Below are 25,643 nucleotides of genomic sequence, written 5' to 3' on the forward strand. Positions count from 1 at the left end.
TCCCCAGCCGCGGGGTGGTCATGCGCGCCAATGCGCTGACCGGATGCTTTCAATGTGTCGTGGTGCGCTGGCCGAGAACGCCATCGTTCTCCGACCGTGTTCCCCCGTTCGCTGCCGCCGTCGCGGTGGCTTGCGCGTCAAGGGTTTGGGGGCGTCTCGCCCGCCGATGGAGAGTCAGGCGTCCGCGTCGGGACGCGGCCCGGTCGGCATGCCGCCGGCGCCGCCGCAGTCCAGGCACATGCGGGCGCGGGCCACGTCGCCGCTGAAGTGGAAGCGCTGGCACCGCATGCACCTGACCCAGCCCACGCGCCGGATGACGCGCGGCGGGTCGAAGTTGGGGTCTAGGACGTTGGCGCGTCGCGCGCCTCCGTCGAGTGGCCACGGCGTCGGCTCGATGAGCGCCTTCGCCAGCAGGCAGTTCCCGGGGTCGTGGACCGCACGCTTGCCCGGCGTCGCGCCGAGCCAGCGGTAGTTCGGGAAGTTCGGGTTGTGGGTGCGCCGCTGCACCGTCGAGGTGGGCAGGCCGAGCGCCTCCGCCGCCTGCCGGGCGCTGGGGTATCGCACCCCATCGACCTCGACGCCGACGGCGTGCCCGTTACTGCCCGCGGTTGACAGCGCCATGCTCGCGCCTGCCCTCGTACTCGTCGGACATGGCCTGCCATGTGTCCGCGTCGATGCGCGGGATCGGGCCGATGCAGGTCATCTCGCAACTGCGGGCGAGGGCATCGCGCCCGCCCATCGCTGCGACCGCCTTCGGCGCCGTCTCGTCGAAGGCGTCGAGGTTGCGGTCGATCTGCTCGGCGCGCAGCAGGGCCTCCTCGACGGTCAGCGTCTCACTCGTCATCGTCTTGCTCCTTGTTCGCGTGGTACTTGGAGAGCAGCCCCGTCAGCGCCTTGCGCTCGTCGGCCGACATGCGCAGCAGCGCCTCGGCGTCGAGGCCCGTGGAGTCCACCTTGACCCGCAGGCGATCCGCCATCTGGTCGCCGTAGCGCCACTTGAGCAGGACCTCCATCAGCCGGTCGCTGTACTTGCGAACCGTCAGCGGGCGCTCCTCGCCGGTCGCGGGGTCGGCCACGGTCGAGACGCGGCCCTGGTGGATGACAGGCTCATCGACGCCGACGGCAGCACGCCGGTAGGCCTCTTCGAGCAGGCTGTCGAGCGCCACCTCGACGGCGGCCTCCCACTGCGTGCGGAACTCCAGGTCGTTGGCCTTGTGATAGAAGGCCGTCGAGCGCACGATCCCCGCAGCGGCTGCCGCCGCCTTGGGGCTCGCCGTGTCCTCCAGCACCGCAAGGAAGATCGCCTTCCTCTCCGGCGTGAAGGTGTTGGGGATCGATGGGCGGCTCACGTCTGTTCTCCGAAAAATGGCTTACGGAGTTATCGTGTCGTGCTTATGCGCGCAGGCACGCCATCGTTCTTTCAAGCGCATCAACGGCTTGGAGGGTCTTGGCCCTCGAATCGACGATCAGGGGGTGAGGCGGCCGGGGAAGTTGGCCTCGCGCGCGAAGGTCTCGGCGCAGCAGGTCAGGCGCGTTCGACCACCGCGATTCCCTTTTTGAAGGGGTTATTCAAAAGCAGACTCCGGGCAGACTTCGCTTTCACTTTCTAAGAAAGTGAAAGCTGTGAAGTCTCGTCTGCCGTGGTCGAAATCTCGACCGAAGTCTCAGCGCTGAGTGGTCGCATAAGCTGTTGATTCGGAACAGACTTCAGACTTCGCGCCGACGCTGAAGTCTCCGAAGTCTTGAGACTCCAAAATCAGACTTCAGGAGACTTCGCGGGGTCGTCATACGGCTGCCTCCACGCGCACCACCTTCGGCGCCGTCGAGTGCTTGCCGACGCGCTCGCACCAGAGCCAGAAGTGGCGACCGTCCCATGCTGCCCGCACGGCGTCGATGCGTCCCTCGGGCACCTTGTCTGCCACCGCGCGCTGAGCCGAGCTCTTGCTCAAGCCCAGGCGCTTGATTGCGGCATCCGTGAGGTCGGCTGCCTTGAGCGTGCCGGCCGTCGCGCCCAACTCGCAGGCCAGGGCAAGAAGTCCATCACTCGGCGTCGCCTCATCCGCGAAGTCGGAGGCTGCGTCGGCCATCACGGTCGGCCTGAGCACCAGGGAGTCCGCCACCTTCTCCAGGTTGAAGTGCATCGGCCCCTCGCGCTCGGCGTCCTTCTGCTTCTGCACGGCAACCCTGATCGAGCGCCTGTCCTTGTCGCGCTCCACCTCGACGGTGGTGTCCATCGCGCCCAGCAGCGCCGTGCTGCCGCGCATGCCCTTGCTCGCGTCCTTGCCCGAGTGATGCACGACCACGACGGCCGCGCCGGTCGTGTCACGCAGCCGCTTCATGCTGGCGATGTAGCGGCTCATGTCCTTCGCCGAGTTCTCGTCTGCGCCTGCGGCCGTCTGGTTCAGGGTGTCGATGACGATCAGCCTCAGCGGCCCGAGCTCATCGGCCACTGCCTTCACGAAGGCGCGCACGGCCCCGTCCTTCTCGGTGGCTAGGTTAAGTTCGTCACTCATGAAACGAAGGCTGAACGCACGTCCCTGCGCGGCGTGGCTCAGCTTCCAGGAGCGCACCCGCTTCCCGATGCCCGGCAAACCCTCCGCCGCGATGTACAGGACCGCTCCCCGCTCGACGGCGCGCCCGTGCCAGTCCATGCCCCCGGCCACGGCCATCGACATGTCCACCGCGAGGAACGACTTGCCCGACTCCGGGGCTCCGTAGATCGCCGCGAGGCTGCCCTCGGTGAGCACACCGGGGATCAGCCACTTCGGCGGCGGCAGCGCCTCCAGCTCGTCGATGGTCAGGAAGTGCCAGCGGGTCTGCTTCTGCGGGGGCTCGTCGGGGCCGTCCCACACGTCGAAGTCGTCCTCGGGGTCGGGGTTCGGGACTTGCCCGCCGGCCTCATGGACCAGCTTGTGCAGCAGCCGCGCGGTCACGGGCTCGCCGCGCGGCGCGTGGGCGTGCAGCGAGTCCCACTTGTTGCCGATGCGCCAGGCGTCGTCGGCGTACTTCGGGTCCTGCGTGGACCAGTCGATGAACTCCTGCCGCCCCTCGCCGCTGGTCGCGTGGTGGCACGCCATCATCAGCGGCAGCCACTTTCCGTCGTGGTCTTGGAAGTCCTCGGGGTCGAGCCATTCGAGCGCACCCTCAAGCTGGCGCGACGTGAGCTCGCCTGCCTCGCGTCCCAGGTGTTCGCGGACGGGGCGGCGCACGGCATCAAGCGCCGTCGCCGGCAGGTCGGGCATGTCCGCGAAGTCGGGCGAGAAGTCGTCCCAGCGGTACACGCCGCCGCACGGGTGGACGGAGCCGGCCGCGACCACCTGCCTGCCGAGCGTCTTGAACTCGATGCCGGGGAATTGCTCCAGGCTCTCCAGCGTCTGCGCGTCGGCGGGCTTCCTGAAGTAGAAGTGGTGCCCCCCGCTGCCTGTCACGACGTGCGGGGCGACCGAGGTGTCGATGCCCAGCGCGGCCGTTACCTCGGCGAGGCTGTCGCGTCCATCGGGGAAGTTGCGTGGATCGACGTCCAGCACGACCACGTCGGCCGGGATGCGGAACCCGACGTTCAGGCCGCTGTGACGGGCGCGTTCGAGCACGGAGTCGGCGGAGTAGGCGCGGCGCTGCCACGTCGGATCGATGGGCGACTTGCCGCGATCCCGGCCGCGCTGGTCCTTCTTGTGCCATGCGTGCAGCGGGATCAGGTCGAAGCCGGCCTCGCGGTAGCGGGCCATCTCGGCGAACGATGGTTCGAGCGCGCGGCGGGCTCCGACATGATTTGATCCCGTGAGCTGTTGCATGCTCGCGTCCTCTGCTTGATCGACCTTAGCGCCCGCGGACTCGTCCCCCGTGGGCGTTTTCTTTTTCGCGCTCATGCTCAGCCTCCCGTCGTCACGTAGGCACGGAGGTCACCCATGCGGTAGCGGATGACCTTGGGGCCGACGCGAACGAACGCGGGTCCGCCGCCGTTGCAGCGATACCAAGCGAGGGTCGTGTACTTGATGCGCAGAACCTCGGCCGCCTCTTGGGCGGTGAGGAGCGCGTCGTCGGGCAGGGCGTGGAGCTTGGCGAGCTCGTCGGCGTTCAGTTGGCCGGGGGTGTACTGGTAGTAGGTGGCCATGGTGGGGCTCCGATCAGCGATTCCCCGCGGGGCGACGTGCCACCTGGGGGACATCTGCTTCGCAGATCGGGCCCTTGCTCCCCGTTGTCGTGGGGAGGGCCTCGGCTGTTCTTGCCGCCGAAGGCACTTCTGACCGCCATCGCTGGCGATCCTCGGACCAGTTGCTGGACCGATTGATTCACATAGTGCCATGGGACGGCCCGCAGCAACACCAACGTTGTGCCGGTCGCCCAGATGAGTCTAGGTCGCGCCGAATGGGTCTGCGCTGCTATGCGCCTAGGCCAAGACCTCCGGGCTCGACACGGGCCGTCTGGTGAGACCTGAAGGTCCTCCCTCTACCGTGCTTACCGGGTCGGCGGCTATCCTTCTATGTTTGGTCGTTGAGATGGGGCACACCATGGAGATAGAACTCAAGAAGAAGGAGGCGCCGCCTGACCTGCCGAGGCTCATCCAAGACGTTCTGGCGGAGCTAGGATATGAGGCGGACGCTGAGGCGGTGGCCGAGCGGGTTCGTCGCCTGGACATCGGCCTGCCGGTCGAGGACGAGTTCTCAGTCGTGTGCGCTTGGCTCGGGAAGTGCCAGCTCCTGCACAAGCTCGACCAGCACCAGGTGCCCGTAGCTTCCAAGCAAGAATTCCAAGTGCCCGACTTGCTGGCGAAGTTCTCGACCCAGACCAGCAAGTCCCCCGTGTTGATTGAGGTGAAGTCGAAGAACGACAAGCCCCTGTCCTTCAAGCCCGACTACCTGAAGCGCTTGCAGAATTACGCCGACTTGGTGGGCATGCCTCTACTGATCGCGTGGAAGTTCCACAGCGTCTGGATGCTATTCGAGGCGCGGCACATGAAGAAAGCCACCAAGAACTTCAACATCACGCTGAATACTGCGATGCAGGAGAACTTGCTCGGCATATTGGCCGGCGACGTCGCCTACAAGATCGGTGCTGGCGCGGGGGTACATCTCCGCTTCCGCAAGGACAAACTGCTCGGCACTCAGAAGACCGCAGATGGCTACGCGGAGCAGTGGGCGATGACCATTGACGACGTGGGCTTCACCGACCGCGAGGGCGCCCGCCGTACAGACCTGGACGGCGAGGTCCAATCGCTGTTCACCGCATGGGACTTGGAGGACAAGGAGGAGCACACCGACTCCCACATCCACCTGCACTTCGTCGCTGGGGACGAGGGGATGCAGTTCGCCCACACGGCTCTGGTTCGCCTTCTGAGCTGGGAATCACCCCACGATGACCGGCCTCACTGGCGCGGGCTGCTGCGGAAGGAGCAGGTCACAGCGAACGTGGCGAGCTTCTCGGCCGCTTTGGACCTAGCCTTTCGGCAGAAGGTGGTGTCCCACATCTTCTATTTTCAGCCGCACACAACACCGGAGTTTTTACCCTCGCCCCAGCGGGTCAGATAATCACCCCTGATCCACCGACGCCAGGAAGCGCCTGAGGGCGTGGTAAGCCTTGCTGTCGGTCTGCCCGTCGATGACGGCATCCTCGAAGTTGCCGGCCGTGGTTGTCACCCTCAGCCACGTCCGTTGTGATGTCGTGATCTTGCGGATCAGGTCGGTCGAGACGATGAAGCCCTTGCGCGACTCCTTGGTCGCCGCGCCGAAGTCGCTGAAGTTGGTGAAGGGCTGCGCGTTGGATAGGTCGTAGACCTTCCCGTCGATATTGAGCTGCGCGCCGATGATCGCCTTCACCTCATTGAAGAGGCTGACGACTAGGACCGAGTCGGTTGGGCGCTTCGAGTTCCACTGCGCGCCTAGCCCTGTGCAGGTCATCGACCTGCAGGCGTTACCGTGCGGGTTGATGGTGACGACGCGAGCACCGTCAAAGCCACTCTGGCTGACCGTGGGACCAGTGCCAGAGGTGGTTGAGCATCCGGCCAGAGCCGCAACGACCAATAGAAGAACAGCTGTCCGCTTCATATTTCCCCTTTACGCCAATAAATAGTCGATTTTGGACTAATCCAACACGGACTTTAGCGTGCACTGACCTTCGAGTCACTACGCTATGTCCCAATCGACCCACAATACTGACTACCAGCTCTTGCTGTCCGTCCTCAAGGCGGCTCGCAAGCGTATGGGCGTGTCACAGGTCGAACTGGCAGAGCGCCTTGAGAACACCCAGACCTTCGTGTCCAAGTGTGAGCGTGGGGAGCGTCGGATTGACACTGTCGAGTTGGTGGAATTCGCCGAAGCGCTTGGTGTCCCGCCGCTGGAGCTTTTTGGCGAATATCTGGAGAAGCGGGATAGAGGACTGTTCCCGAGGGACAAGAAAACGAGAAGTCGCCGCTGACGCGAGACCTTCTCAGACGCCGCCGTGGCCGATGCGCTCCCATGCCTCGCGGAACGGGGCCTGCTCGTAGTCGGTCGGTTGCAGCCAGTAGGACACCCGGCCGTCCTTCTCGCCCCGGTGGGCACGCTCGCGCACCTCAGACGGCAGGAGGATGAATGCGGATGGCGTGGGCGTGGCAACCTTGTTCACGATGACCCAGAAGTCGCCCATGATCTTGTCGAGGCTCGTGCCGAGCGGCACGGGGTTGCGCTTGCTGAGCGCCTTGACCTGGACCCCGACGAAGCGGGAGGCGTCGCGGCTGTAGGCGATGATATCGACGCCGCGGGCGTTGCGGGCGGTCGGCATGACGTTCCACCCAAGCAGGGACAGGCGGTAGCAGCAGTAGTACAGCCCCACGTTGCCCGTGAGCTGGGGGTCTAAGGTCAGGTTACCGTTCCCGTTGTCTGCCATCGCTGCCGAGCCTCCATAGCAAAAGGGCCGCCCGAGTGGGCGGCCCTTCTACTTCAAGTGGTGCCGGAGATAGGAGTCGAACCTACGACCTTCGCATTACGAATGCGCTGCTCTACCAACTGAGCTACACCGGCTAAAACCGAAACTTGTTCAAACTGTGTTCGTTCGTCACTGCGGCTACGCCGCTGGAACTCCCGAAGCCTTGTACTGCTTGCCTTGTAGACCAGACTGTCTAGAGCAACGCTCCGATTACGAATCAGTTGCTCTACCGACTGAGCTACAGCAGCAGCGAGCCGCGGATTATACGGGACAGCGCATCGGGCTTCAAGCCCGCAGATGCACGCTATTCGCGGATGATCCGCCAGTTCACGACTCTGGGTTCGCCGGACTCGGACACCGTGTTGCCGTAGATGCTCGACTTGCCCTTCACGTCCGTCCCGAGCACGCGGATGCTGGAGCCAACGCGGACCAAGGTGGTGTCGGCAAGGCCGCCCACGATGGGGTCGGTCATCTCGACCTGCTTGTAGAGGCCACTCTCCAGCTTGTAGAGCACGCTCTGGCCGGTACCGTAGTGAACAGCGTAGACGATGGCGTTGCCGCTGGCATTGCAGGGGTCGTCGTTCATGATCGAACCCACCCAGGTCACCACGCCGTCGTTGGCCTGCAGGCTCAGGATCACCCGTTCGGTAACGCCGGCGTTGGAGCCCGTGAGGTCATAGCGCCAGCCCATCGGCTTGGCACTGTCGAGTTTGGCGCCTTCGATCAGGTCCGTGACCTCCACCAGATTGCTGCGCGTCACCGGGAAGAAGCCGCCGGACGGGAACGGCACCTGGTAGGGCTTGCTGCCGAACGCGCGGGTCTTGGTGCCATCACGCACGGCATACATGGACTGCTGCTGGGTGTTCCCCTGGTCTTCAGAAGAAAGCAGCCGGCCGGTGCCCACAAACACGTAACGCTTCAAGTCATCGGCCGAATATTCGATCTTCGGCGCTGTGGTGATCGGCTGCCCGACGCCGCCGGTGGAGAACTCGGCGATCCGGGTCACCGGCGGGAGATCGTCTGCCGGATTGCTGAAATCGAAGCGCCACAGGTTGCCCTTGAGATCGCCACCATAGACGTAGTCGAGGGTGTAATCCTGATAGCTCGGCGTGTAGCCCTCGACCTGCGCAAAGCCCGACGGGGAGCTTGCGCTTCCGGAATCGGAGCCGGTGTAGACCGGCGAAGAGCCCAGCAGCTCGCCGGTCTTGGCGTTGAGGATGAACAGCGCGCCCTGCCCGGGCTTGGTACCGCCGATGTTGTTGTAGCCACCGGTCAGGATCACCACCCAGCCCCAGCGGCGGGTCTTGGCGATGAGCGGACGACCGAAGCTGAAACCCATGTCGGGATGGGTGAACTCCCACAGCACGCGGCCGGCGATCTCGTCTTCGGTGAGCGAATCGGAAATGTCGGTGACGTCCACTGCAACGAAGCTGCGGCCGCCCTTGCCCTGGCCCGCGACGAGAATCGTGCGCCAGTCGGCTTCGGCACCGACGCCGAAGGAGTCGAGACGTGCGCCGGTACGGGCGAAGTCCACGTCCCGGATCTCGGGCGTGGCGTTCATGTAGTAGTGGTGCGAGTAGGTCTTGCGGGCAAGGGCCTGGATGCCGCTGACTTCCGGGTTGAGATCCGGCCCTTCGTACACCGAATACGGCACCAGCGCAAAGACTTCCTGGCCGCCCTTCGTCCCTTCGGAGGCATCGAAGGCGTGCAGCATGCCGTCGTTGGCGCCCACGAAGATCAGCGGGTTCCGTGCCGCCTTATCCGCCTTGAAGCGGGTATAGCCCGGGTTGTAGGACTCGGAGTAGGTGGCGCTCGGCTTGCCGAGGTAGACCACCTTCGAATCGACGATGTCGCCCAGAAGCGAAGCGCGCTGGCGGTACAGATTGCTCACCGCGGCAGTGGATTCGTAGGTGCGGTCGCCCCGCAGGTAGTTGAGGATGCGCTCGCCGTCCGCCGGGTCGCCGGTGGGGGCCGACGACGTCTTGCTCAGGTTGAGGCGCTGGGTCGGGCTCAGGTTGGACCAGCGGAAGGCGGTGCCCTTGAGGTCGGCCGGGGTCGGATCGGTCAGGGTCTTGTCGGTCGGCGCGAGGGTCACGATCTTGCGGCCCGAGCTGCCCTGGGCGTCGACCTTGGCGGCGGCGTGCCACAGGGTCGTCACGTCCAGAGAATCGTCGGAGGCAAGCTTGTTGACCTTGGAGGCCGTGATGTCGCCCGACCAGGACGTCGCATCATACGAGCCCTGATAGGTGTTGGCGCCACCGCTGGAGGCACTGACCTGGGAGCTCGACAGCGCCGCACCGGCTGCCGCCCCCGAACCCGAGGCAATGCTCTGGAACGCGCTGCGCAGGCCAGCCACCATGGAATCCGGGCTGTCGGCGGTGAAGTAGTTGTTGGGCAGCGGGTCGCCATCGCGGGAGCGGATCGGCACGCCCGAGGTAGTCTTGTCCACCCAGATGTCCTTGGACGAATCGAAGGGCCCCGGCGGGGTTGCCTTGCTGGGCTTCTTGTAACCACCGTACTTGGCGGCAAGCCAGTACTGGTTCTTGGAAACGTAGCCCACCTCCATCACGTCCATCCAGTAGGTGTCCACCGTCTGGATGCCTTCGATGTCGGTGCGCAGATCGTTGGAGTGGGCGTAGTAGGCCAGACCGGCGATGTAGTAGCTGCCGTTGTAGATCGTCTTGGCGCTCAGACCGGGGATGCCCTCCAGGGCGCCGACTTCGTCGGTCCAGGCCTTGGCGGTCTTGAGGGAACCCATGTTCGAATCGACGTCGGCCGGATAGCCCAGCGGCGAACCGGAGAGGTTGAAGTCGAAGTTGCTGTTGGTGTCACCGATGCCGACGATGTAGTTCTTCTTGCAGGAGAGCGGCCCCTTCTTCGGGTACTTCGCGTCGGTGGCCGGATCGTTCCAGCTGGTGAACACCGGGAAGTCATCGCGGTTGGCAGCGTTTACGCCAGACACGTAGGACTTGGTCGGCTTGAGGTTCTTGAAATACTTGATCGCCTCGGCGTAGAGCTCGCTCACCGGATCCCACATCTTGTACGACTTGGATTTCTGGCCGAACTTGTTGAGGTAGTTGATCGTGCCGCTGTAGGTCACACCCTGCGCCGCCAGCATGTTGTAGGGGTCGGTGACGAAGGCGCCGGTTTCGGTGAGCTCCGAATCAACGCTCTGGACCATCGCCCGCAGCACGCCACCGTCCTTGTAGATGTTGGCGGTGCCGTCGGCATCCCAGTTGTTATTGTCGTTGAGGAGCAGATAACCGAAGGCCCCAAAGTACATCTTGTCCTTGTACTGCTGGATCAGGCCGACCGGCTTGTAGAGGCTCTTGGTGCCCGACGTGTTTGCGTACTTCTTGCAGTTGCCTTCGAGCAGCGTGCCGGTGCCGTCCGGATCGCGGCACACTTCCGCCCGGACGTTAAGGAAGGTGCATCCCTCGCAATAGCTGTCGATACCGTTGAGCTTCAGAGCAAACCGTATCCCCAGGCCACCGTTACGGATGAAGAGATAAGTGCCCGACCCGATGGCACTGGCGCTGACGCCGTAATCGCCGGGATTCGTGTAGTTGAGGATGTCCTTCCCATATATGACCTTATCGGGAAACTGCAAAAAGTACTCGCCCTGGGGAGCAGCATAGGCCCGCTCGAGGATGGTCTGCGCGACACCGCCGTCGGTGAATGACTTCGGCGTGTCAGTGCTGCGATTACCGCCCGTGAGCGCCCAGCGGAAGATGTCCGCGCCCTGCATCGTGGCCCAGTTGAGGAAGTGGCCGCTCCACGCCCCTGAGCAGGTGTAGTTGGAGCCCGCCTTGCTGATCGGCCGGAAGTAACCGTCGGCACCGCCCACATATTCGTAGCACTTGTAGGGATCGAAGTAGCCCAGATACGGCGCCGCGGCCGTGCCGTCAAAGCCGCCCTTGAACGCGCGGTTCATGGCGGTCGGGAACTCCACCGACATGGTCAGCAGCACGTTGGCCGGCACATCCGCAACGAGGATCGGCTGATCGGCCAGCGGCGTCTTGGCAGCACCGGCCGGGCCCGCGATGCCGATGGCCAGCGCCGCGGCAGAGAGCACGCGAGACAGGCCGGATCGGCTGACGAAAGTCGATATCTTCATTTGCAACATCCTTCTCCACGTTTCTGGGTTACTTGACGCGAGTAGTGACCGTAGCCTGGACGTAGGTCTGCGTGTTGCGCACACCGTCGCTACGAATGGTGATCCGGTAGAGCGGAAGGGAGATGGAGCCGGGCTTGTCCTGGCGATAGGAACCGCCCCGCTCGTAGCGGTCGGAAACCGAGCACTTCTTTTCGTCGGACGGGCCGTAGTCGGAACACATCCGTTCGATGATGAAGCGGGTTTCGTTGCCGCCTTCCAGCGTGCCATCGGCCTTGTTGGGCTTGATGGTCGAGAACTTGGCGTCGAAGGTCGTCTTGTCCTTGAGGACGAGCGGAATGCCGTTACCGTCGGTTTCGAGCAGGCGGGGCGAGTAGTTCATCGCCACCCACTTGGCCACCACCCCGGCGCAGTCCGGCGAGGTTGGCACGCAGTTGGCAAGCAGGTCGTTGGTAAAATTAGGGTCTTTCGTCATCACTTTGAACGCGGCGTTCATGCCGACGGTGGTGCGATTGACCGAATCGCGCTTGAAGGCGAGGTTGCCCGACAGGATCGAGGAGGTGTCGATCGACCGGAGGGTGGAGACACCGCCGAGCATCATCACGACCAGCACGACGAGCACGACCGCGAGCACCGCCCCCCGCGACCGGCTCGGACGTGACGAAAAGTGAGGGCGAACACTGGAAGCCATGACGATACCTAGGATTTCGGGGTGGACTTCATGTTGCGCAGGGGGATGACCCAGTCGTACACCTGATAGCCGTAGCGCTGCTCGGCGGACTCAAGCTTGCGGGTCACCTTGCGGGCGTCGCTCAGGTCGCTGAACAACACGATTTCGGTGAGCTTGGCATCGTTGATGACGAGCTGGGGCGAGCGCACCACGACGCCGATCCGCACGGCCTTGATCTGATCGATCTTCTGCTCGGTGGCGGTTCTGCCGTCCATCAGGTCGGCCAGCGTCCAGCCCGCCTCGCCAGGGGAAATCCATTCATCGACCACGTTGTCGTTGGCCGCGCCGCCCACGCCGTTATCAACGCCGTAGCGCACCTTGAAGAGCACGACGTTCTCGCCGAAGGGCATCATCCCGGTGCGTTGCAGCAGGTCGTACTCGACCAGTTCGCCACCCTCGTTCACCGAGATCAGCGAAAACGTCGGCCCGGCCTCGCGGCCCAGGTGGAAGGCCGACGGGCTGTCGGCGGTCGAAACCAGCGCCCCATAGGACGCGGCGCCAATGTTGAGCTTGATGTTGGTGTACGACGCCGGCGCCGTGACCGCGCTCTCGGCCGGCATCACCTTGAGCCCGTACGAGGCGTCGGCAACCGCCTTGCCCCCCGAGAAATCGGACGCCACCTGCACGATCTGACAGTCGCCGGGGCCGGCGGCCACATCCTGGGGCACTGCGAGGAGCAGGTCATCGACCGCCAGGCCGGTATTGGCGATGCCGACACCGTTGGGGTTGGCCACGTTGAGTGTCTTGCCGTCGCTGTCGAACGGCACGTCCCGGTTGCTGGAGGCCGAACTGCCCGAGATCACCAGCGCGATGTCGGAATTGTCACCGCCATCGAGCACGCCCACCGGTAGCGCCCGCACGTTCTTGGCGAAGCCGCTGAAGGGATCCGGATAACTCGCCGCCGGCAGCAGCGCCGTCTTGCCGCGTGTCGCCAGCAGCTTGCAGCCCCAGATGTTCCGCCCCTGGACCAGCGAGGCGCCGGCCTCCTCGAACAGCATGCCGAGCCGCGCCCCGATCAGGGACGCCGTCTGCACGGTGTCGGCCGCACCGCTGACGTTGCGGCGGAAGGTCTCGCTGCCCGAAAACGAACGCATGACGACGAGGGACGCAATCACGCCGATGGCCATGCCGACCACCACCTCGATCAGGCTCACGCCAGCTTGGCCACGCCGTCTCGGCAGACCCGGAACAAATCTGGTGCGCATGGGCAATCCTAGAAAAGCAGCGCCTTGGTTTCGTAGACGCCCTTCACTTCGCGCCCCCCCTTGTCCAACGTGGTGCCGGGCATCGTCCACTCGATGCGGACATTGACCAGCATGGTCTGGGAGGTGGCCGAGGTGGTGAAGGTCGGCGTGACGACCGGATCGGGCAGGCGGCTGCCGCCGACGACCCGGTTGGTCACCCAGTTGGTCAGCTCGCGCCCGCCGACGGCGTAACCCGACTTGACCTTGGTGATGTCGGAGGCGGCCATCTTGGCGACGAGTTCGTCGGCGAGCATCGCAGCCTCGGTGCGGAAACGGCTGTCCGAGGCGATCTTGGCAGAAGCGGCCTGAAAGCCGATCAGCCCCAGCAGGCCCAGGGAGAAAATCAGCAGCGCCACCAGCACTTCAAGCAGCACGTAACCGGCTTGCGCCTTGTTCTTCTTCATGATCGACCGCTCCATCACGGCTTCGGACATTTCTCGGCCGACACCAGCGGCAGGCACGCGAAGGGCTTGCCGGAGGTGATTGCCGGATCACAGGTCCGGATGCCGCCACCCGGGGTGACGAACACGCACATCGCGCGATCCGCGCCGGGACGGGAGACCCGGAAAATCTGGTACTCGGTGATCGGCGCGCCCTTGATGTCGAAGACCCGGCCGTTGCCGCTGAAAACCACGTTGGCCGGCCCCTGGATCGCCACGTCGGCCGAGACGTCCTTCATCCGGAAGACATTCACGTAAGCCAGGGTGATGTCGGAAAGCGGTGCGAAGTCGGCGTCGAGGACCCGCGACGCCCAGTTGGCGCCGTTGGCCGCGGCAGTGACGGTCTTGATGGAATCCTGGCTGGGGGTGTCGTTGGTCAGCAGGAACTCGACCCGCTGGTTGCGGCGGATCGCCTCGGCCTCGGCCTGACGCAGGCCGTTCTGGATGATCTCGGCGGCCGAGCCGACGGAGTTGCGCCGCACCCAGTCGCCCAGCTGCGGCACGCCGATCGCCATCAGGATGCCGACGATCGAGACGGTGACGATGAGTTCGAGGAGGGTCGCGCCACGCAGGCGGCGGCGTTGCGTCGTCAGCATGAGGTCTGGGCCTTGGTCTTCAGCCAGCAGGGCTGGGCTGCGGAGACCGCAGGCGTCTTGGACGTCTTCTCGCCGGACTGGTTGATCGTGTAGGTGTAACCGTCCATGGTCTTGCCGGACGTGCCCTTGGCGGTCAGGGTGAAGGTGGTGTTCGAGCACTCGACGGTGATGCCGAAGGAGGTGTCCTTGAAGAGGCCGGAAAGATCCGGGCAGGCCGCTCCGTCGACGTAATAGCTGCGCATCGAGTTGAAGGTCTGCTCCATCCGGACCTTGGCCTCGGCGAGCGAGCCGGTCGCCTCGGCAATCTTGCTCTGGGTGATGTGGGACGTATAGGAGGGCACCGCGATCATGGCCAGGATTCCCGCCACCACCGCCACAATCATCAACTCGATGAGCGTCACGCCACGCTGCTTTTTCATTCCACATCTCCTTTCAGCTTACGATGCCATCGCCCTGCCTGTAAGGCGAGCGCCACTCGACCAGCGGGAAGCCAAGCCCGACAGGCGGCAGCGGGCCCCGAAAACGATGGGCTATCGTGCACGCCATCGCCTCCCGAGCCCTCGATGACCTGCCTGTCGGTGCCCTCCTCCACGCCTCCGTCCAGCCCCTCGCCGCTCCGGCTGCTGGGCCTCTCCCTGGTCCTTTCGGTGATCGCCCACGCGCTCGTGATGAGCCTGCTCGCCCGGCCCGGCGCCGATCGCAAGGGCAGCGGGGGATCGGCGTCAAGGCCACTCGTGGCCCGGCTCGCCAATCCGCCCAGGCCCGCAGCCCGCCTGACGACGCCGCCGGCGCCCCCCGTCCCGCACACAGCGCCCCGCCCCACGCCCCGCATCCCCGAGCCAGCGCCGGATGCGCCGGCAGACACTGCCCCCGCCACCGCCTCACCCGACGCCCCGAGCGAAATCCCGGCCAGCTACCTGCCCCTGAGCGGTCTCTCCCGCGAGCCCGAACTCGTCACCGAAGTCCCGCCCGATATCTGGCCGCCCCTGCCCGACGCGCCGACCGGTGTCTTCCAGCTCGAACTGGCGATTGGCCCGGACGGCGCCGTCGATCTGGTGGTGCCGCGCTGCGAGCCGGCCCTGTGCCCCGCCGCCAACACCTACGCCGAGATCGTCCGCCACTGGCACTTCCAGCCAGCGGAAGTCCTCGGCCGGCCGGTGCCGAGCCGGCTGAAGCTCGAATTCGAACTGGGCGACCCGGCCGCCGCCAGCGATCAGGCCCCGCGCCAGTAATCCGGCCGGGCGAAGTAGCCGCGCAGGTGGTCGATGAGCAGCCGCACGCGCAGCGGCAGCCGACGTTTCTGGGGAAACACCGCGTAGATGCCGGTGGGCGGCGCGGCGTAGTTGTCGAGCACCGACACCAGCCGTCCTTCGGCCAGATCCCGCTCCACCTCCCACATCGAGCGCCACGCCAGCCCGATGCCGCCCAGCGCCCAGTCGTGGAGCACGGTGCCATCGTTGCACTCGAAGCGCCCCGACACCTTGATGGTGCGCACCTGCCCCGGCGCCTCCAGATCGGCAAACACCCAACCCCGCTGGGGATCGAGGGACAGGCAGTCGTGCTGGGTCAGATCCTCCGGCCGCACCGGCGCCCCGCAGCGGGCCAGATAGGCCGGGCTCGCCACCACCACCCGACGGTTGTCGGCGAGGCGCACCGACACCAGGCTCGAATCGGTCAGCTCACCGATACGGATCGAACAATCCACGCCCTCGTTCACCAGATCGACGAGGCGATCGGATAGATCCAGGCTGCACGTCACCTCCGGGTTGGCCGAGAGGAAATCCCGCACCAGCGGCGCCACGTACCGCCGCCCGAAACCCGCCGGCGCCGACACCTTGATGTGCCCGCTAGCCTTCACGCCGCCAAGGCTCACCGACGCCTCGGCATTGGCGAGGTCGTTCAGGATGCGCTGGCAATCCTCCAGAAACGCGCTGCCTTCAAACGTGAGGCTGAGCCGCCGGGTCGAGCGCACCAGCAGCTTCACCCCCAGCCGCTCCTCAAGCGCGTCGATGCGCCGGCCCATCATCGCCGGCGTCACGCCCTCGGCCCGGGCCGCGGCCGAGAGGCTGCCGCGGGTGGCCACGCTCACGAAGGTCTCGATTTCCTTGAAGCTGTTCATTACATACTAAAAGTAAAAAATCATTTGATTTTATTATGGCTTCTTTTTTCTTTAATCGTTGAATAAACTTCGCGGCATTGCAACAAAACCGATCAGTCCCAGGCCCCAAGAACATGGCTCAGCCCGCTCCGTCCGCAACCCGAATCCAGGCCGTCGCCTTCGATGCCTTTGGCACGCTGTTCGACGTCTATTCGGTCGGCCTGCTGGCGGAGCAGCTCTACCCCGGCAAGGGCAGCCAGCTGGCCGAGCTGTGGCGCCAGAAGCAGATCGAGTACAGCTTCATCCGCACCCTGTCGGGCCGCTACAAGCCCTTCTGGGAAATCACCCAGGACGGCCTGGTGTTCGCTGCCGCCCGCCTCGGGCTGGAGCTCGACGCCGCCCGGCGCACCCAGCTGATCAACCAGTACGCGTGTCTGTCGCCCTTCCCCGAGAACCTCGGCGTGCTGCGCGCGCTCAAGCGGGCCGGCATCCCCACCGCGATCCTCTCCAACGGTACGCCCGAGATGCTCGCGGTGGCGGTCAAGAGCGCCGGCATGAACGGCCTCTTCGACCACCTGCTGTCCACCGACACCGTCCAGCGCTACAAGCCCCACGCCGACGCCTACGCCCTCGGCCCGGCCGCCTTCGGCTGCCCGGCGGAGCGCATCCTCTTCGTCAGCGCCAACGGCTGGGACGCCGCGGGCGCCACCTGGTACGGCTACACCACATTCTGGATCAACCGCGGCGGCCAGCCGGCCGAGGCCCTCGACGTCGCCCCCACCGCCACCGGCCGCAGCATGGACGACATGCTCGCGTTCATCGAAGGAAAGGCCCGCTGATGGACGCCAGCCAGATTCTCCTTGTCGGTGGCGGCGCCTTCCTGGCCGGCGGCATGAACGCCATGGCCGGCGGCGGCACCTTCTTCTCGTTTCCGGCACTGCTCGCCGCGGGCGTCCCGCCGGTGATGGCCAACGCCAGCAATTCGGTGGCGATGTGGCCGGCCAGCCTCTCCAGCGCCTGGGCCTATCGCCGCGAGGTGAGCCGCCATCCGCGCTGGACGGCGCTCCTCGTCGCCCTGTCCTTCGTCGGCGGGATCTGCGGCGGGCTGCTGCTCCTGTCCACCTCCAACGCCGCCTTCTCGCGCCTCGTGCCGTGGCTGCTGCTGGTGGCCACCGCCCTGTTCGCCTTCTCGGGCCAGGTCTCGCGACTGGTTGGCGCAGCCAAGGCCCGGCTCGGGATGGGCAAGGCTGAGGGTGGCACCCCGGGCGGCATCGGCGGGCTGGTGTTCCAGTTCATCGTGGCGGTGTACGGCGGCTTCTTCGGCGCGGGCATGGGCATCCTCACCCTCGCCGCGCTGGCGATCCAGGGCGTCGAGGACATCCAGGAACTCAACGGCCTCAAGAACCTCACCTCGGCCGTCAATTACACCGTCGCCGCGGCGACCTTCATCATCGCCGGCGCCATCAGCTGGCCGCATACCCTGCTGATGATCGCCACCGCCATGGTCGGCGCCCTCGCCGGCGCCAGCCTCGCCCGCCGCCTGCCAGCCATCTGGCTGCGCCGGCTGGTAGTGGCAGTAGGGGCGGCCCTGAGTGTCATCTACTTCATCAAGACTTATTCTTAACGCACTTCAACCTTCACCATCAGGAGTCACCATGAGCCTTACCCTTCCCGCCGGCATGCAGATCAACGCCCCGATCCTCCCGGGCTATGAATCCATCCTCACCCCGGAAGCCCTCGAATTCGTCGCCAAGCTGCACCGCGCCTTCGAGCCGCGCCGCCAGGAACTCCTGAAGGCCCGCGTCGAGCGCCAGGCCCGCATCGACGCCGGCGAAATGCCCGACTTCCTGCCGGAAACCAAGCACATCCGCGAAGGCGACTGGAAGGTTGCCCCGCTGCCCAAGGCCCTCGAGCGCCGTCGCACCGAGATCACCGGCCCGGTTGAAGCCAAGATGATCATCAACGCCTTCAACTCCGGCGCTGATTCCTACATGACCGACTTCGAGGACTCCAACAGCCCGAAGTGGGAAAACCAGATCCAGGGCCAGATCAACATCTTCCAGGCCATCCGCCGCGAGCTGTCGTTCAAGAACGAAGCCGGCAAGGAATACAAGCTGAACGACAAGATCGCCACCCTGCAGATCCGTCCGCGCGGCTGGCACCTGGATGAAAAGCACGTCACCGTCGATGGCCAGCGCGTTTCCGGCGGCATCTTCGACTTCGGTCTGGTCTTCTTCCACAACGCCAAGGAACAGATCGCCCGCGGCGCCGGCCCCTTCTTCTACCTGCCGAAGATGGAAAGCCACCTGGAAGCCCGCCTGTGGAACGACATCTTCGTGATGGCCCAGGACCACATCGGCCTGCCGCAAGGCACCATCAAGGCCACCGTGCTGATCGAAACCATCCTCGCCACCTTCGAGATGGAAGAGATCCTGTTCGAACTGCGCAACCACTCCGCCGGCCTCAACGCCGGCCGCTGGGACTACATCTTCTCGTGCATCAAGAAGTTCAAGAAGAACAAGGATTTCTGCCTGGCCCAGCGCAGCGCCATCACCATGGAAGTGCCCTTCATGCGCGGCTACGCCCTGGCCCTCGTCCAGGCCTGCCACAAGCGCGGCGCCCCGGCGATGGGCGGCATGTCCGCGCTGATCCCGATCAAGAATGATCCGGAAGCCAACGAAAAGGCCCTGGCCGGCATCCGTCACGACAAGACCCGCGACGCCAACGACGGCTTCGACGGCGGCTGGGTGGCTCACCCGGGCCTCGTCGCCATCGCCGCCGAAGAGTTCCAGAAGGTGCTCGGCGACAAGCCCAACCAGTGGGAAAAGCAGGTGGACGGCAAGTTCGGCCCCGAGCAGTGGCTGGATTTCCGCCCGACCACCCCGATCACCGAAACGGGCCTGCGCAACAACATCAACGTCGGCATCCACTACCTGGGCTCCTGGCTCGCCGGCAACGGCTGCGTGCCCATCCACAACCTGATGGAAGATGCGGCCACCGCCGAAATCTCCCGCTCCCAGGTGTGGCAGTGGGTCGTCTCGCCGAAGGGCATCCTGGACGACGGCCGCAAGGTCACCGTCGAGATGGTCCGTCCGATGATCGCCGAGGAACTCGCCAAGGTGAAGGCCACCGTCACCGCCCAGGGCGAGGACACCGCCAGCTACGACCAGGCCGCGGTCATCTTCGACAAGATGTCCCTGACCCCGGAATACCCGGAATTCCTGACCCTTCCGCTGTACGAAGCGATGGAATGATCGGTCGGCGGCCAGCCTGCTGAATCAGACGGCGCCTGGGGAAACCCGGCGCCGTTTTTCATTTCCGGCGAAATCTGCGCCTTCCCGGCAAAAAACGCTGGGCATACGCCCGCTCGCCGCCAGCGCCACCCCATCGCATGCCATGCGGCTCGAAAAATTGCCAGGAAGCACATCATCACTTGATCTACGTTTTCACCATCGGGGTGTGAAAATTTCCACAAAATACCGTCGAAAGTTTTTACAGTTGTTTTAGAAACCGAATTTCATACAAAAAATTCCCCTTTATTTGCATAAACTTATAAATAGGGCACAAATATTGCTATCCGCCAGGCGTTTTCCAATTTCCGGACCTAACGCCATGAAATCCGCCCAGAACAAGATCATCGGCGCAGCACTTCTCAGCCTTGCACTGCCGCTGACTGCCCAGGCCACGGGAACCCTCCAGAACGACTATGTTCTGGCCGGCGTCAGCAACTACGGCACCCTCGGCTCGAACAAGACGGTCTCGCCCGGCATCCTGTTCGACCCGACCGGCTCCAGCATCTACGGCATCAACGATTTCCTGACGCCAGGCACCCCGTTCGAGGGCTTCTACATCACCTCGTCGGCCGGCAACTACCAGAGCAACAACACCGGGCACGGCTCGAACTCCTTCGTCGGCTTCACCATCGACCAGATCTCCTCCACGGTCGTGAGCGCCAGCGCCAGCTCCCTCGACGGCGCGCTGGGCGTGAGCAACCTCTACTCGCTCACCACCATCGGCGGCCGTTCTGCGATCGAGATCACCACCACGCTGACCAACAACACCGCCAGCGTCCTCACCAGCCTGAACTTCCTGCGTACGCTCGATCCCGATCCGGACGTCAACGCCTACAGCGTGTACGACACCACCAACGTCACCCTGTCCGACGACCAGGCCTGCGCCACGGGCGCCCGCACCGGCCAGACGATCTGCGCCTTCACCGCTGCCACCTACCGCCACAAGGCCGGCGTCAGCGCCAGCTGGGCCACCAACCCCGCCACCTACCTGGCCGGCACCAACAGCGGCAATGGCGACTACACGATCGGTATCGGCTTTGACCTGGGCGATCTGGCTGCCGGCGACAGCCTGACGCTCACCTACGGCTACGCCCTCGGCGAGACCCTCGACATCGCCTCCGGCGGCAGCACGGGCGGCGGCGCCATCCCCGAACCGAGCTCGCCTCTGCTGATCGCCACCGGCCTGCTGGGGCTTGCGGCCATCCGCCGCTTCAAGCGCAAGCAGCGCTGAGCATTGCCGAGCCCGGAATCCCGGGCCTCGCGCAATAAAAAACGGCACCCGCTCAGGGTGCCGTCTTCATTTTTCAGGCTCGTAATCGCAGCGCCTGCCCCGCCTCACCGCCATCAACCGCCCGCCAGTGCCTCCACGGTGGCCACATCGACGCCGGTGAGGCGCACCCGCTTGGTCCGGGACGTATCGCCGCTCACCAGCTCGACGGCCGACTTGGGCACGCCGCAGGTCTTGGCCAGAAAGGCGATCAGCGCCGCGTTGGCCTTGCCATCCACCGGGGGCGCAGCCAGGCGGATCTTCAGCGCCTCACCGTGCAGGCCGGCAATCTCGGTCTTCTTCGCGCCGGGCTGGATGTGCAGGCTCAGCACAAGACTGCCATCCGCCGCCCGGTTGAGCCAGTCCATGCCTCAGGCCAGCCCGAGCAGCATGTACTTGCCCATCGCCAGCGCGTTCTGCGCCAGTTGGAGGACCAGCAGCAGCGCGATCGGGCTCAGATCCACCCCGCCGATCGACGGAATGATGCGCCGGAAGGGTCGCAGGAAAGGCTCGGCCATCGCGTAGATGATGCCGGCCAGCGGCGCGTGGGGATTGACCCACGAAAAGATCGCCGACATCAGCACCACACCCATCAGCAGATAGAGCCCGACCTTGACCGTCTCGAGCAGACCAACACCCCACATGGCCACCAGCAGCCCGACGGGATCGGCGCCCTCGATGGCGCCGCGCAGCGCCAGGGCAATGAACACCACCAGCACCTGCACCACCCACGCCGGCAGCAGGCTCGCCAGATCCAGCCCCTTCAGGCCGGGGATGAAGCGGCGCAGGGGAATCACCAGCCAGTCGGTGGTCGCCACCACGAACTGGCCGATCGGGTTGCGGAAGGAGATGCGCTGCCACTGCATCACGAAGCGCGCCAGGAGCACGCCGGAGAGAAGCCCGCCGAGGGTATCGACGAGGGTGAGGAGAAGGCTGCCGAGCATGGCGTTTCTCCTCAGTCGCGGCCGAGCTGGTCGCCCAGCTCACGCCCACGGGCTTCGGCGGCCTTGACCGCACGCTCGACGATGGCCGGGAGACCGTCCGCCGCAAAGGATTTGAGCGCCGCCTCGGTGGTGCCGCCCTTGGAGGTGACCCGCTCCCGCAGCACGCCCGGCGATTCGTCGCTGCCGGCAGCCAGCTTCGCCGCGCCAAGCACGGTGTCGATGGCCAGCTTGCGGGCGGTAGCCGCGTCGAAGCCGATGGCCTCGCCGGACGCCTGCAGGCACTCGATGAAGTGGAACACGTAGGCCGGGCCACTGCCCGAGATCGCCGTCACGCCATCGATCTGCGCTTCGGCCGGCACCCACACCGTGCTGCCGACCGCCGACAGCACCTGCTCCGCCGCCGCACGCCCCGCCGCATCGACGGACGCATCGGCAAACAGGCCGGTGATGCCTGCACCGATCAGCGCCGGCGTGTTGGGCATGGCCCGCACCAGCTTGCGGTAGTCGCCCAGCCAGCGGCCGATATCCGCCAGGCGCAGCCCGGCGGCGATGCTCACCACCACCTGACTGGAGAGCCGGCCGGCAATCGGCGCGACCGCCGCCTTCAGCTGCTGCGGCTTGACCGCCAGCACCAGCACATCGCAGGCCAGCGCCTGGTCGTCGAGGGCGTCGGTCGCCCGCACGCCAAACTGCCCGGCGAGCTTCTCGCGCCCTTCGGCGGTCAGTTCGACCACCTGCACGCCTGCCGCGTCAAAGCCCTGCTTGACCAGTCCGCCGATCAGGGCCGCTGCCATGTTGCCGCCGCCCAGGAAGGTGATTTTCATCGTTTCGGTTCCACCAATTGGTTTGAAAACGCCCGGCAAGCTGCGCCGCCGGGCCGGGTGAATCGGTTTGCGTTTCAGTTCGTGTAATTGCGCGATCCGAAGATCGCGGTGCCGACACGGACCATCGTCGAACCTTCGGCGATCGCCGCCTCCAGGTCGTCGGACATACCCATCGACAAGGTGTCGAGATCGAGCTCGTCTGCCCGAAGCTGCGCCATCAGCCGGCGCAACGTCGCGAAGCGCTCACGTTGGAGGGCCACGTCGGACGTGGGTTCGGGAATCGTCATCAGACCGCGCAACTTGAGGCGCGGCAGCGCCGCCACCGCCCGGGCCAGCTCGGGCAGCTCGGTCGGCGAGACGCCGCTCTTGCTCTCCTCGCCGCTCACATTGACCTGGATGCACACCTGCAGCGGCGGCAGGAACACGTCGCGCTGCTCCGACAGCCGCTGGGCGATTTTCAGCCGGTCGATGGAATGCACCCACGCAAAGCTGTTGGCCACCGGCCGCGTCTTGTTGCTCTGCAGCGGCCCGATGAAATGCCATTCGAGGCCAAGATCGGCCAGCGCTTCGACCTTGGCGACGCCCTCCTGCACGTAATTCTCGCCAAAGGCATGCTGACCAGCGGCCGCCGCCTCGCGTACGGACTCGGCCGGCCAGGTCTTGCTGACGGCCAGCAGGCGAATGCCCGCGGGATCACGCCCGGCGTCGGAAGCCGCCCGGGCAATGCGGGTGACAAGGTTTTGGAGGCGGCCGGAAAGGCCTGACATATAATTGCTCAACGCTTAATTTCGGGCTGAAAGGGCCGTTGAGTATAGCATTGGCCCTTGAGCCGAAATCCGGCCGAGGGCCTGCCCGCAAGCGCCGCCCGCCCACCCCTCCAGCCACGAGTCTCCACGATGGACATCACCGAACTGCTCGCTTTCACCGTCAAGAACAAGGCGTCCGACCTGCACATTTCCGCGGGCCTGCCGCCGATGATCCGGGTTCATGGCGACGTACGGCGCATCAACCTGCCCGCCCTGGCCCACAAGGACGTGCACGGCATGGTGTACGACATCATGAACGACCAGCAGCGCAAGCAGTACGAAGAGTTCCTCGAGACCGACTTCTCCTTCGAGATCCCCAACCTGGCGCGGTTCCGGGTCAATGCCTTCAACCAGAACCGCGGCGCCGCGGCGGTGTTCCGGGTGATTCCGTCCAAGGTGCTGACCCTCGACGAACTCAACTGCCCGAAGATCTTCAAGGAAATCTCCAACCAGCCCCGCGGCATCGTGCTGGTCACCGGCCCCACCGGCTCAGGCAAGTCCACCACCCTCGCGGCAATGGTCGACTACGTGAACGAGAACGAATACGGCCACATCCTCACGGTTGAAGACCCGATCGAATTCGTCCACGAATCCAAGCGCTGCCTGATCAACCAGCGGGAAGTCGCCCGTGACACCCAGTCGTTCAACGCCGCGCTGCGCTCCGCCCTGCGTGAAGACCCGGACGTGATCCTGGTGGGCGAAATGCGCGACCTCGAAACCATCCGCCTCGCCCTCACCGCCGCCGAAACCGGCCACCTGGTGTTCGGCACCCTGCACACCTCGTCCGCCGCCAAGACCATCGACCGTATCGTCGACGTCTTCCCGGCCGCCGAGAAAGACATGGTGCGCGCGATGATGTCCGAATCCCTGCGCGCGGTGATCTCCCAGACACTCCTCAAGACCAAGGACGGCACCGGACGGGTGGCCGCCCACGAGATCATGATCGGCACCCCGGCCATCCGCAACCTGATCCGCGAAAACAAGGTCGCCCAGATGTACTCGGCGATCCAGACCGGCCAGAGCGTCGGCATGCAGACCCTCGACCAGTGCCTGGCCGATCTCGTCCGCCGCAACATCGTCTCCGGCGCCGAGGCCCGCCTGCGCGCCGCCAACAAGGACAGCTTCCCGGTCTGAGCACAGCCCGCCCCAAATTCGACCCCGCCGGCCACGGCCGGCCGCAACAGGAATCCACCATGGAACGCGATCAGGCACTCAAGTTCATGCACGACTTGCTGAAGCTGATGCTTCAGAAGAACGGCTCCGACCTCTTCATCACCGCCAACTTCCCCCCCGCCATCAAGATCGACGGCAAGATCGTTCCCCAGTCGAACCAGCAGCTCACCCACACCCACACGGCCGAACTGGCGCGGGTGGTGATGAACGACCGCCAGGCAGCGGAGTTCGAGGCGACCAAGGAATGCAACTTCGCGATCTCGCCGCCGGGCATCGGCCGCTTCCGGGCCAACGCCTTCATCCAGCAGGGGCAGGTCGGGCTGATCCTGCGGACCATCCCGCAGAAGATCCCCACCTTCGACGAACTCGGCCTGCCGCCGGTGCTCAAGGACATCGCCATGTCCAAGCGCGGCCTCGTGATCTTCGTCGGCGGCACCGGCACCGGCAAGACCACCTCGCTGGCGGCGATGGTGGATTACCGCAATGAGAAGAGCTTCGGTCACATCATCACGGTAGAAGACCCGATCGAGTTCGTGCACGCCCACAAGAACTGCATCGTCACCCAGCGTGAAGTCGGCATCGACACCGACTCGTGGGAGCCAGCCCTCAAGAACACCCTGCGCCAGGCGCCGGACGTGATCCTGATGGGCGAAATCCGCGACCGTGAGACGATGGACTACGCCATAGCCTTCGCCGAAACCGGTCACCTGTGCCTCGCCACCCTGCACGCCAACAGCGCCAACCAGGCCATCGACCGGATCGTCAACTTCTTCCCCGAAGAGCGCCGTCACCAGCTGCTGATGGATCTGTCCCTCAACCTGCGGGCGCTGATCTCCCAGCGCCTCTTGCCCATGTGCGACCGCAAGGGCCGGGTGCCGGCGGTGGAAGTCATGCTCAACTCGCCGCTCATCTCCGACCTGATCTTCAAGGGCGAGATCCCGGGCATCAAGGAAGTCATGAAGCGCTCCAGCGATCTGGGCATGCAGACCTTCGACCAGAGCCTGTTTGATCTGTATGAGCGCAACCTCATCACCTACGAGGACGCCCTGCGCAACGCCGACTCCATGAACGACCTGCGCCTGCAGATCAAGCTCAAGAGCAAGCGCGGCGACCGCGACGTGCTCTCAGGCATCCAGAACCTCGACATTGTCTAAAGACACCCGTCAGCCTACTGCGCGACCCGATCTCGCAACTGCGATGCTCGCCGTACCCAA

The 25,643-nt window shown here is 65.1% G+C and carries 27 protein-coding genes and 1 tRNA gene; 9 read left to right on the plus strand and 19 right to left on the minus strand.

From position 1 onward, the window contains the following. Nucleotides 1–174: 174 nt before the first annotated feature. The 5 genes from GH681_RS01555 to GH681_RS01575 form a co-directional block, all read right to left on the minus strand. Nucleotides 175–621, minus strand: coding sequence for a hypothetical protein (locus tag GH681_RS01555; RefSeq protein WP_153159700.1), 447 nt, complete (start codon nucleotides 619–621; stop codon nucleotides 175–177). Then, entirely contained in the window at nucleotides 596–844 is a 249-nt protein-coding gene (locus GH681_RS01560) for a hypothetical protein (protein ID WP_153159701.1), read from the minus strand. Before GH681_RS01560 ends, GH681_RS01555 begins: the two co-directional genes overlap by 26 nt. Beyond that, complete coding sequence (locus GH681_RS01565; RefSeq protein WP_062832575.1) at nucleotides 834–1,349, minus strand: hypothetical protein; 516 nt, start codon at nucleotides 1,347–1,349, stop codon at nucleotides 834–836. Before GH681_RS01565 ends, GH681_RS01560 begins: the two co-directional genes overlap by 11 nt. A gap of 435 nt (nucleotides 1,350–1,784) precedes the next feature. Further along, nucleotides 1,785–3,866: an AAA family ATPase gene (locus GH681_RS01570; RefSeq protein WP_228111734.1), complete on the minus strand. Its 2,082-nt coding sequence runs from the start codon at nucleotides 3,864–3,866 to the stop codon at nucleotides 1,785–1,787. A gap of 2 nt (nucleotides 3,867–3,868) precedes the next feature. Beyond that, the gene (locus tag GH681_RS01575; protein ID WP_228111735.1) at nucleotides 3,869–4,165 is read right to left on the minus strand and encodes an AlpA family transcriptional regulator; all 297 of its coding nucleotides are present in this window, start codon (nucleotides 4,163–4,165) and stop codon (nucleotides 3,869–3,871) included. 343 nt (nucleotides 4,166–4,508) lie between these two features. Here GH681_RS01575 and GH681_RS01580 point away from each other — a divergent pair, with 343 nt between their 5' ends. Further along, nucleotides 4,509–5,525 carry a restriction endonuclease gene (locus GH681_RS01580; protein ID WP_153159702.1) on the plus strand — a complete coding sequence of 339 codons (1,017 nt, stop codon included), beginning with the start codon at nucleotides 4,509–4,511 and terminating at the stop codon, nucleotides 5,523–5,525. Here GH681_RS01580 and GH681_RS01585 read toward each other — a convergent pair whose 3' ends face one another. Beyond that, a complete protein-coding gene (locus GH681_RS01585; protein ID WP_153159703.1) occupies nucleotides 5,526–5,813 on the minus strand; it encodes a hypothetical protein in 288 nt (95 codons plus the stop codon). 313 nt (nucleotides 5,814–6,126) lie between these two features. Here GH681_RS01585 and GH681_RS01590 point away from each other — a divergent pair, with 313 nt between their 5' ends. Next, nucleotides 6,127–6,411: a helix-turn-helix domain-containing protein gene (locus GH681_RS01590; protein ID WP_153159704.1), complete on the plus strand. Its 285-nt coding sequence runs from the start codon at nucleotides 6,127–6,129 to the stop codon at nucleotides 6,409–6,411. Nucleotides 6,412–6,423: 12 nt separating this feature from the next. Here GH681_RS01590 and GH681_RS01595 read toward each other — a convergent pair whose 3' ends face one another. From GH681_RS01595 to GH681_RS01625, 8 genes are all read right to left on the minus strand, one after another. Beyond that, entirely contained in the window at nucleotides 6,424–6,861 is a 438-nt protein-coding gene (locus GH681_RS01595) for a hypothetical protein (protein WP_228111736.1), read from the minus strand. 58 nt (nucleotides 6,862–6,919) lie between these two features. Continuing rightward, nucleotides 6,920–6,995 (minus strand) — tRNA-Thr (locus GH681_RS01600). Nucleotides 6,996–7,204: 209 nt separating this feature from the next. Continuing rightward, nucleotides 7,205–11,017: a pilus assembly protein gene (locus tag GH681_RS01605; protein ID WP_194271100.1), complete on the minus strand. Its 3,813-nt coding sequence runs from the start codon at nucleotides 11,015–11,017 to the stop codon at nucleotides 7,205–7,207. Nucleotides 11,018–11,045: 28 nt separating this feature from the next. Next, on the minus strand, nucleotides 11,046–11,705 hold the full coding sequence (locus GH681_RS23290) for a hypothetical protein (protein ID WP_194271101.1): 660 nt from the start codon (nucleotides 11,703–11,705) through the stop codon (nucleotides 11,046–11,048). Between the two features lie 8 nt (nucleotides 11,706–11,713). Beyond that, on the minus strand, nucleotides 11,714–12,949 hold the full coding sequence (locus tag GH681_RS01610; protein WP_153159706.1) for a PilW family protein: 1,236 nt from the start codon (nucleotides 12,947–12,949) through the stop codon (nucleotides 11,714–11,716). Nucleotides 12,950–12,957: 8 nt separating this feature from the next. Then, on the minus strand, nucleotides 12,958–13,392 hold the full coding sequence (gene pilV, locus GH681_RS01615) for a type IV pilus modification protein PilV (RefSeq protein ID WP_194271102.1): 435 nt from the start codon (nucleotides 13,390–13,392) through the stop codon (nucleotides 12,958–12,960). A gap of 14 nt (nucleotides 13,393–13,406) precedes the next feature. Then, complete coding sequence (locus tag GH681_RS01620) at nucleotides 13,407–14,024, minus strand: GspH/FimT family pseudopilin (RefSeq protein WP_153159708.1); 618 nt, start codon at nucleotides 14,022–14,024, stop codon at nucleotides 13,407–13,409. Further along, nucleotides 14,018–14,443 (minus strand): type IV pilin protein, encoded by a 426-nt coding sequence (locus GH681_RS01625; RefSeq protein ID WP_153159709.1) that lies wholly within the window; start codon nucleotides 14,441–14,443, stop codon nucleotides 14,018–14,020. The genes GH681_RS01620 and GH681_RS01625 overlap by 7 nt, the downstream gene beginning before the upstream one ends. A gap of 144 nt (nucleotides 14,444–14,587) precedes the next feature. Here GH681_RS01625 and GH681_RS01630 point away from each other — a divergent pair, with 144 nt between their 5' ends. Beyond that, nucleotides 14,588–15,256, plus strand: a complete 669-nt coding sequence (locus tag GH681_RS01630; protein WP_153159710.1) for a hypothetical protein — start codon at nucleotides 14,588–14,590, stop codon at nucleotides 15,254–15,256. Here GH681_RS01630 and GH681_RS01635 read toward each other — a convergent pair. Beyond that, complete coding sequence (locus GH681_RS01635) at nucleotides 15,238–16,143, minus strand: LysR family transcriptional regulator (RefSeq protein ID WP_153159711.1); 906 nt, start codon at nucleotides 16,141–16,143, stop codon at nucleotides 15,238–15,240. The genes GH681_RS01630 and GH681_RS01635 overlap by 19 nt on opposite strands. 113 nt (nucleotides 16,144–16,256) lie before the next feature. Between GH681_RS01635 and GH681_RS01640 the strand changes: the two genes are divergently transcribed. The 4 genes from GH681_RS01640 to GH681_RS24010 all read left to right on the plus strand — a co-directional run bounded on the left by GH681_RS01640 (nucleotide 16,257) and on the right by GH681_RS24010 (nucleotide 20,646). Next, nucleotides 16,257–16,961, plus strand: coding sequence for a haloacid dehalogenase type II (locus tag GH681_RS01640; RefSeq protein WP_153159712.1), 705 nt, complete (start codon nucleotides 16,257–16,259; stop codon nucleotides 16,959–16,961). Further along, a complete protein-coding gene (locus GH681_RS01645) occupies nucleotides 16,961–17,746 on the plus strand; it encodes a sulfite exporter TauE/SafE family protein (protein ID WP_153159713.1) in 786 nt (261 codons plus the stop codon). The genes GH681_RS01640 and GH681_RS01645 overlap by 1 nt, the downstream gene beginning before the upstream one ends. 31 nt (nucleotides 17,747–17,777) lie before the next feature. Further along, a complete protein-coding gene (gene aceB, locus GH681_RS01650; protein WP_153159714.1) occupies nucleotides 17,778–19,376 on the plus strand; it encodes a malate synthase A in 1,599 nt (532 codons plus the stop codon). A gap of 358 nt (nucleotides 19,377–19,734) precedes the next feature. Then, nucleotides 19,735–20,646 (plus strand): PEP-CTERM sorting domain-containing protein, encoded by a 912-nt coding sequence (locus GH681_RS24010; RefSeq protein WP_153159715.1) that lies wholly within the window; start codon nucleotides 19,735–19,737, stop codon nucleotides 20,644–20,646. A gap of 113 nt (nucleotides 20,647–20,759) precedes the next feature. Here GH681_RS24010 and GH681_RS01660 read toward each other — a convergent pair whose 3' ends face one another. The 4 genes from GH681_RS01660 to GH681_RS01675 all read right to left on the minus strand — a co-directional run bounded on the left by GH681_RS01660 (nucleotide 20,760) and on the right by GH681_RS01675 (nucleotide 23,217). Next, the gene (locus tag GH681_RS01660; RefSeq protein ID WP_153159716.1) at nucleotides 20,760–21,050 is read right to left on the minus strand and encodes a DUF167 family protein; all 291 of its coding nucleotides are present in this window, start codon (nucleotides 21,048–21,050) and stop codon (nucleotides 20,760–20,762) included. Nucleotides 21,051–21,053: 3 nt separating this feature from the next. Further along, nucleotides 21,054–21,626 (minus strand): YggT family protein, encoded by a 573-nt coding sequence (locus tag GH681_RS01665; RefSeq protein WP_153159717.1) that lies wholly within the window; start codon nucleotides 21,624–21,626, stop codon nucleotides 21,054–21,056. Nucleotides 21,627–21,637: 11 nt separating this feature from the next. Then, on the minus strand, nucleotides 21,638–22,450 hold the full coding sequence (gene proC / locus GH681_RS01670) for a pyrroline-5-carboxylate reductase (protein ID WP_153159718.1): 813 nt from the start codon (nucleotides 22,448–22,450) through the stop codon (nucleotides 21,638–21,640). A gap of 74 nt (nucleotides 22,451–22,524) precedes the next feature. Continuing rightward, complete coding sequence (locus GH681_RS01675; protein ID WP_153159719.1) at nucleotides 22,525–23,217, minus strand: YggS family pyridoxal phosphate-dependent enzyme; 693 nt, start codon at nucleotides 23,215–23,217, stop codon at nucleotides 22,525–22,527. Between the two features lie 129 nt (nucleotides 23,218–23,346). Between GH681_RS01675 and GH681_RS01680 the strand changes: the two genes are divergently transcribed. Together GH681_RS01680 and GH681_RS01685 are read left to right on the plus strand one after the other, a co-directional pair. Further along, nucleotides 23,347–24,390 carry a type IV pilus twitching motility protein PilT gene (locus GH681_RS01680; RefSeq protein ID WP_153159881.1) on the plus strand — a complete coding sequence of 348 codons (1,044 nt, stop codon included), beginning with the start codon at nucleotides 23,347–23,349 and terminating at the stop codon, nucleotides 24,388–24,390. Nucleotides 24,391–24,449: 59 nt separating this feature from the next. Continuing rightward, complete coding sequence (locus GH681_RS01685) at nucleotides 24,450–25,583, plus strand: PilT/PilU family type 4a pilus ATPase (RefSeq protein WP_153159720.1); 1,134 nt, start codon at nucleotides 24,450–24,452, stop codon at nucleotides 25,581–25,583. Nucleotides 25,584–25,643: the final 60 nt, after the last annotated feature.

Source organism: Zoogloea sp. 1C4 (genome assembly GCF_009469605.1).
Classification (GTDB): domain Bacteria; phylum Pseudomonadota; class Gammaproteobacteria; order Burkholderiales; family Rhodocyclaceae; genus Zoogloea; species Zoogloea oryzae.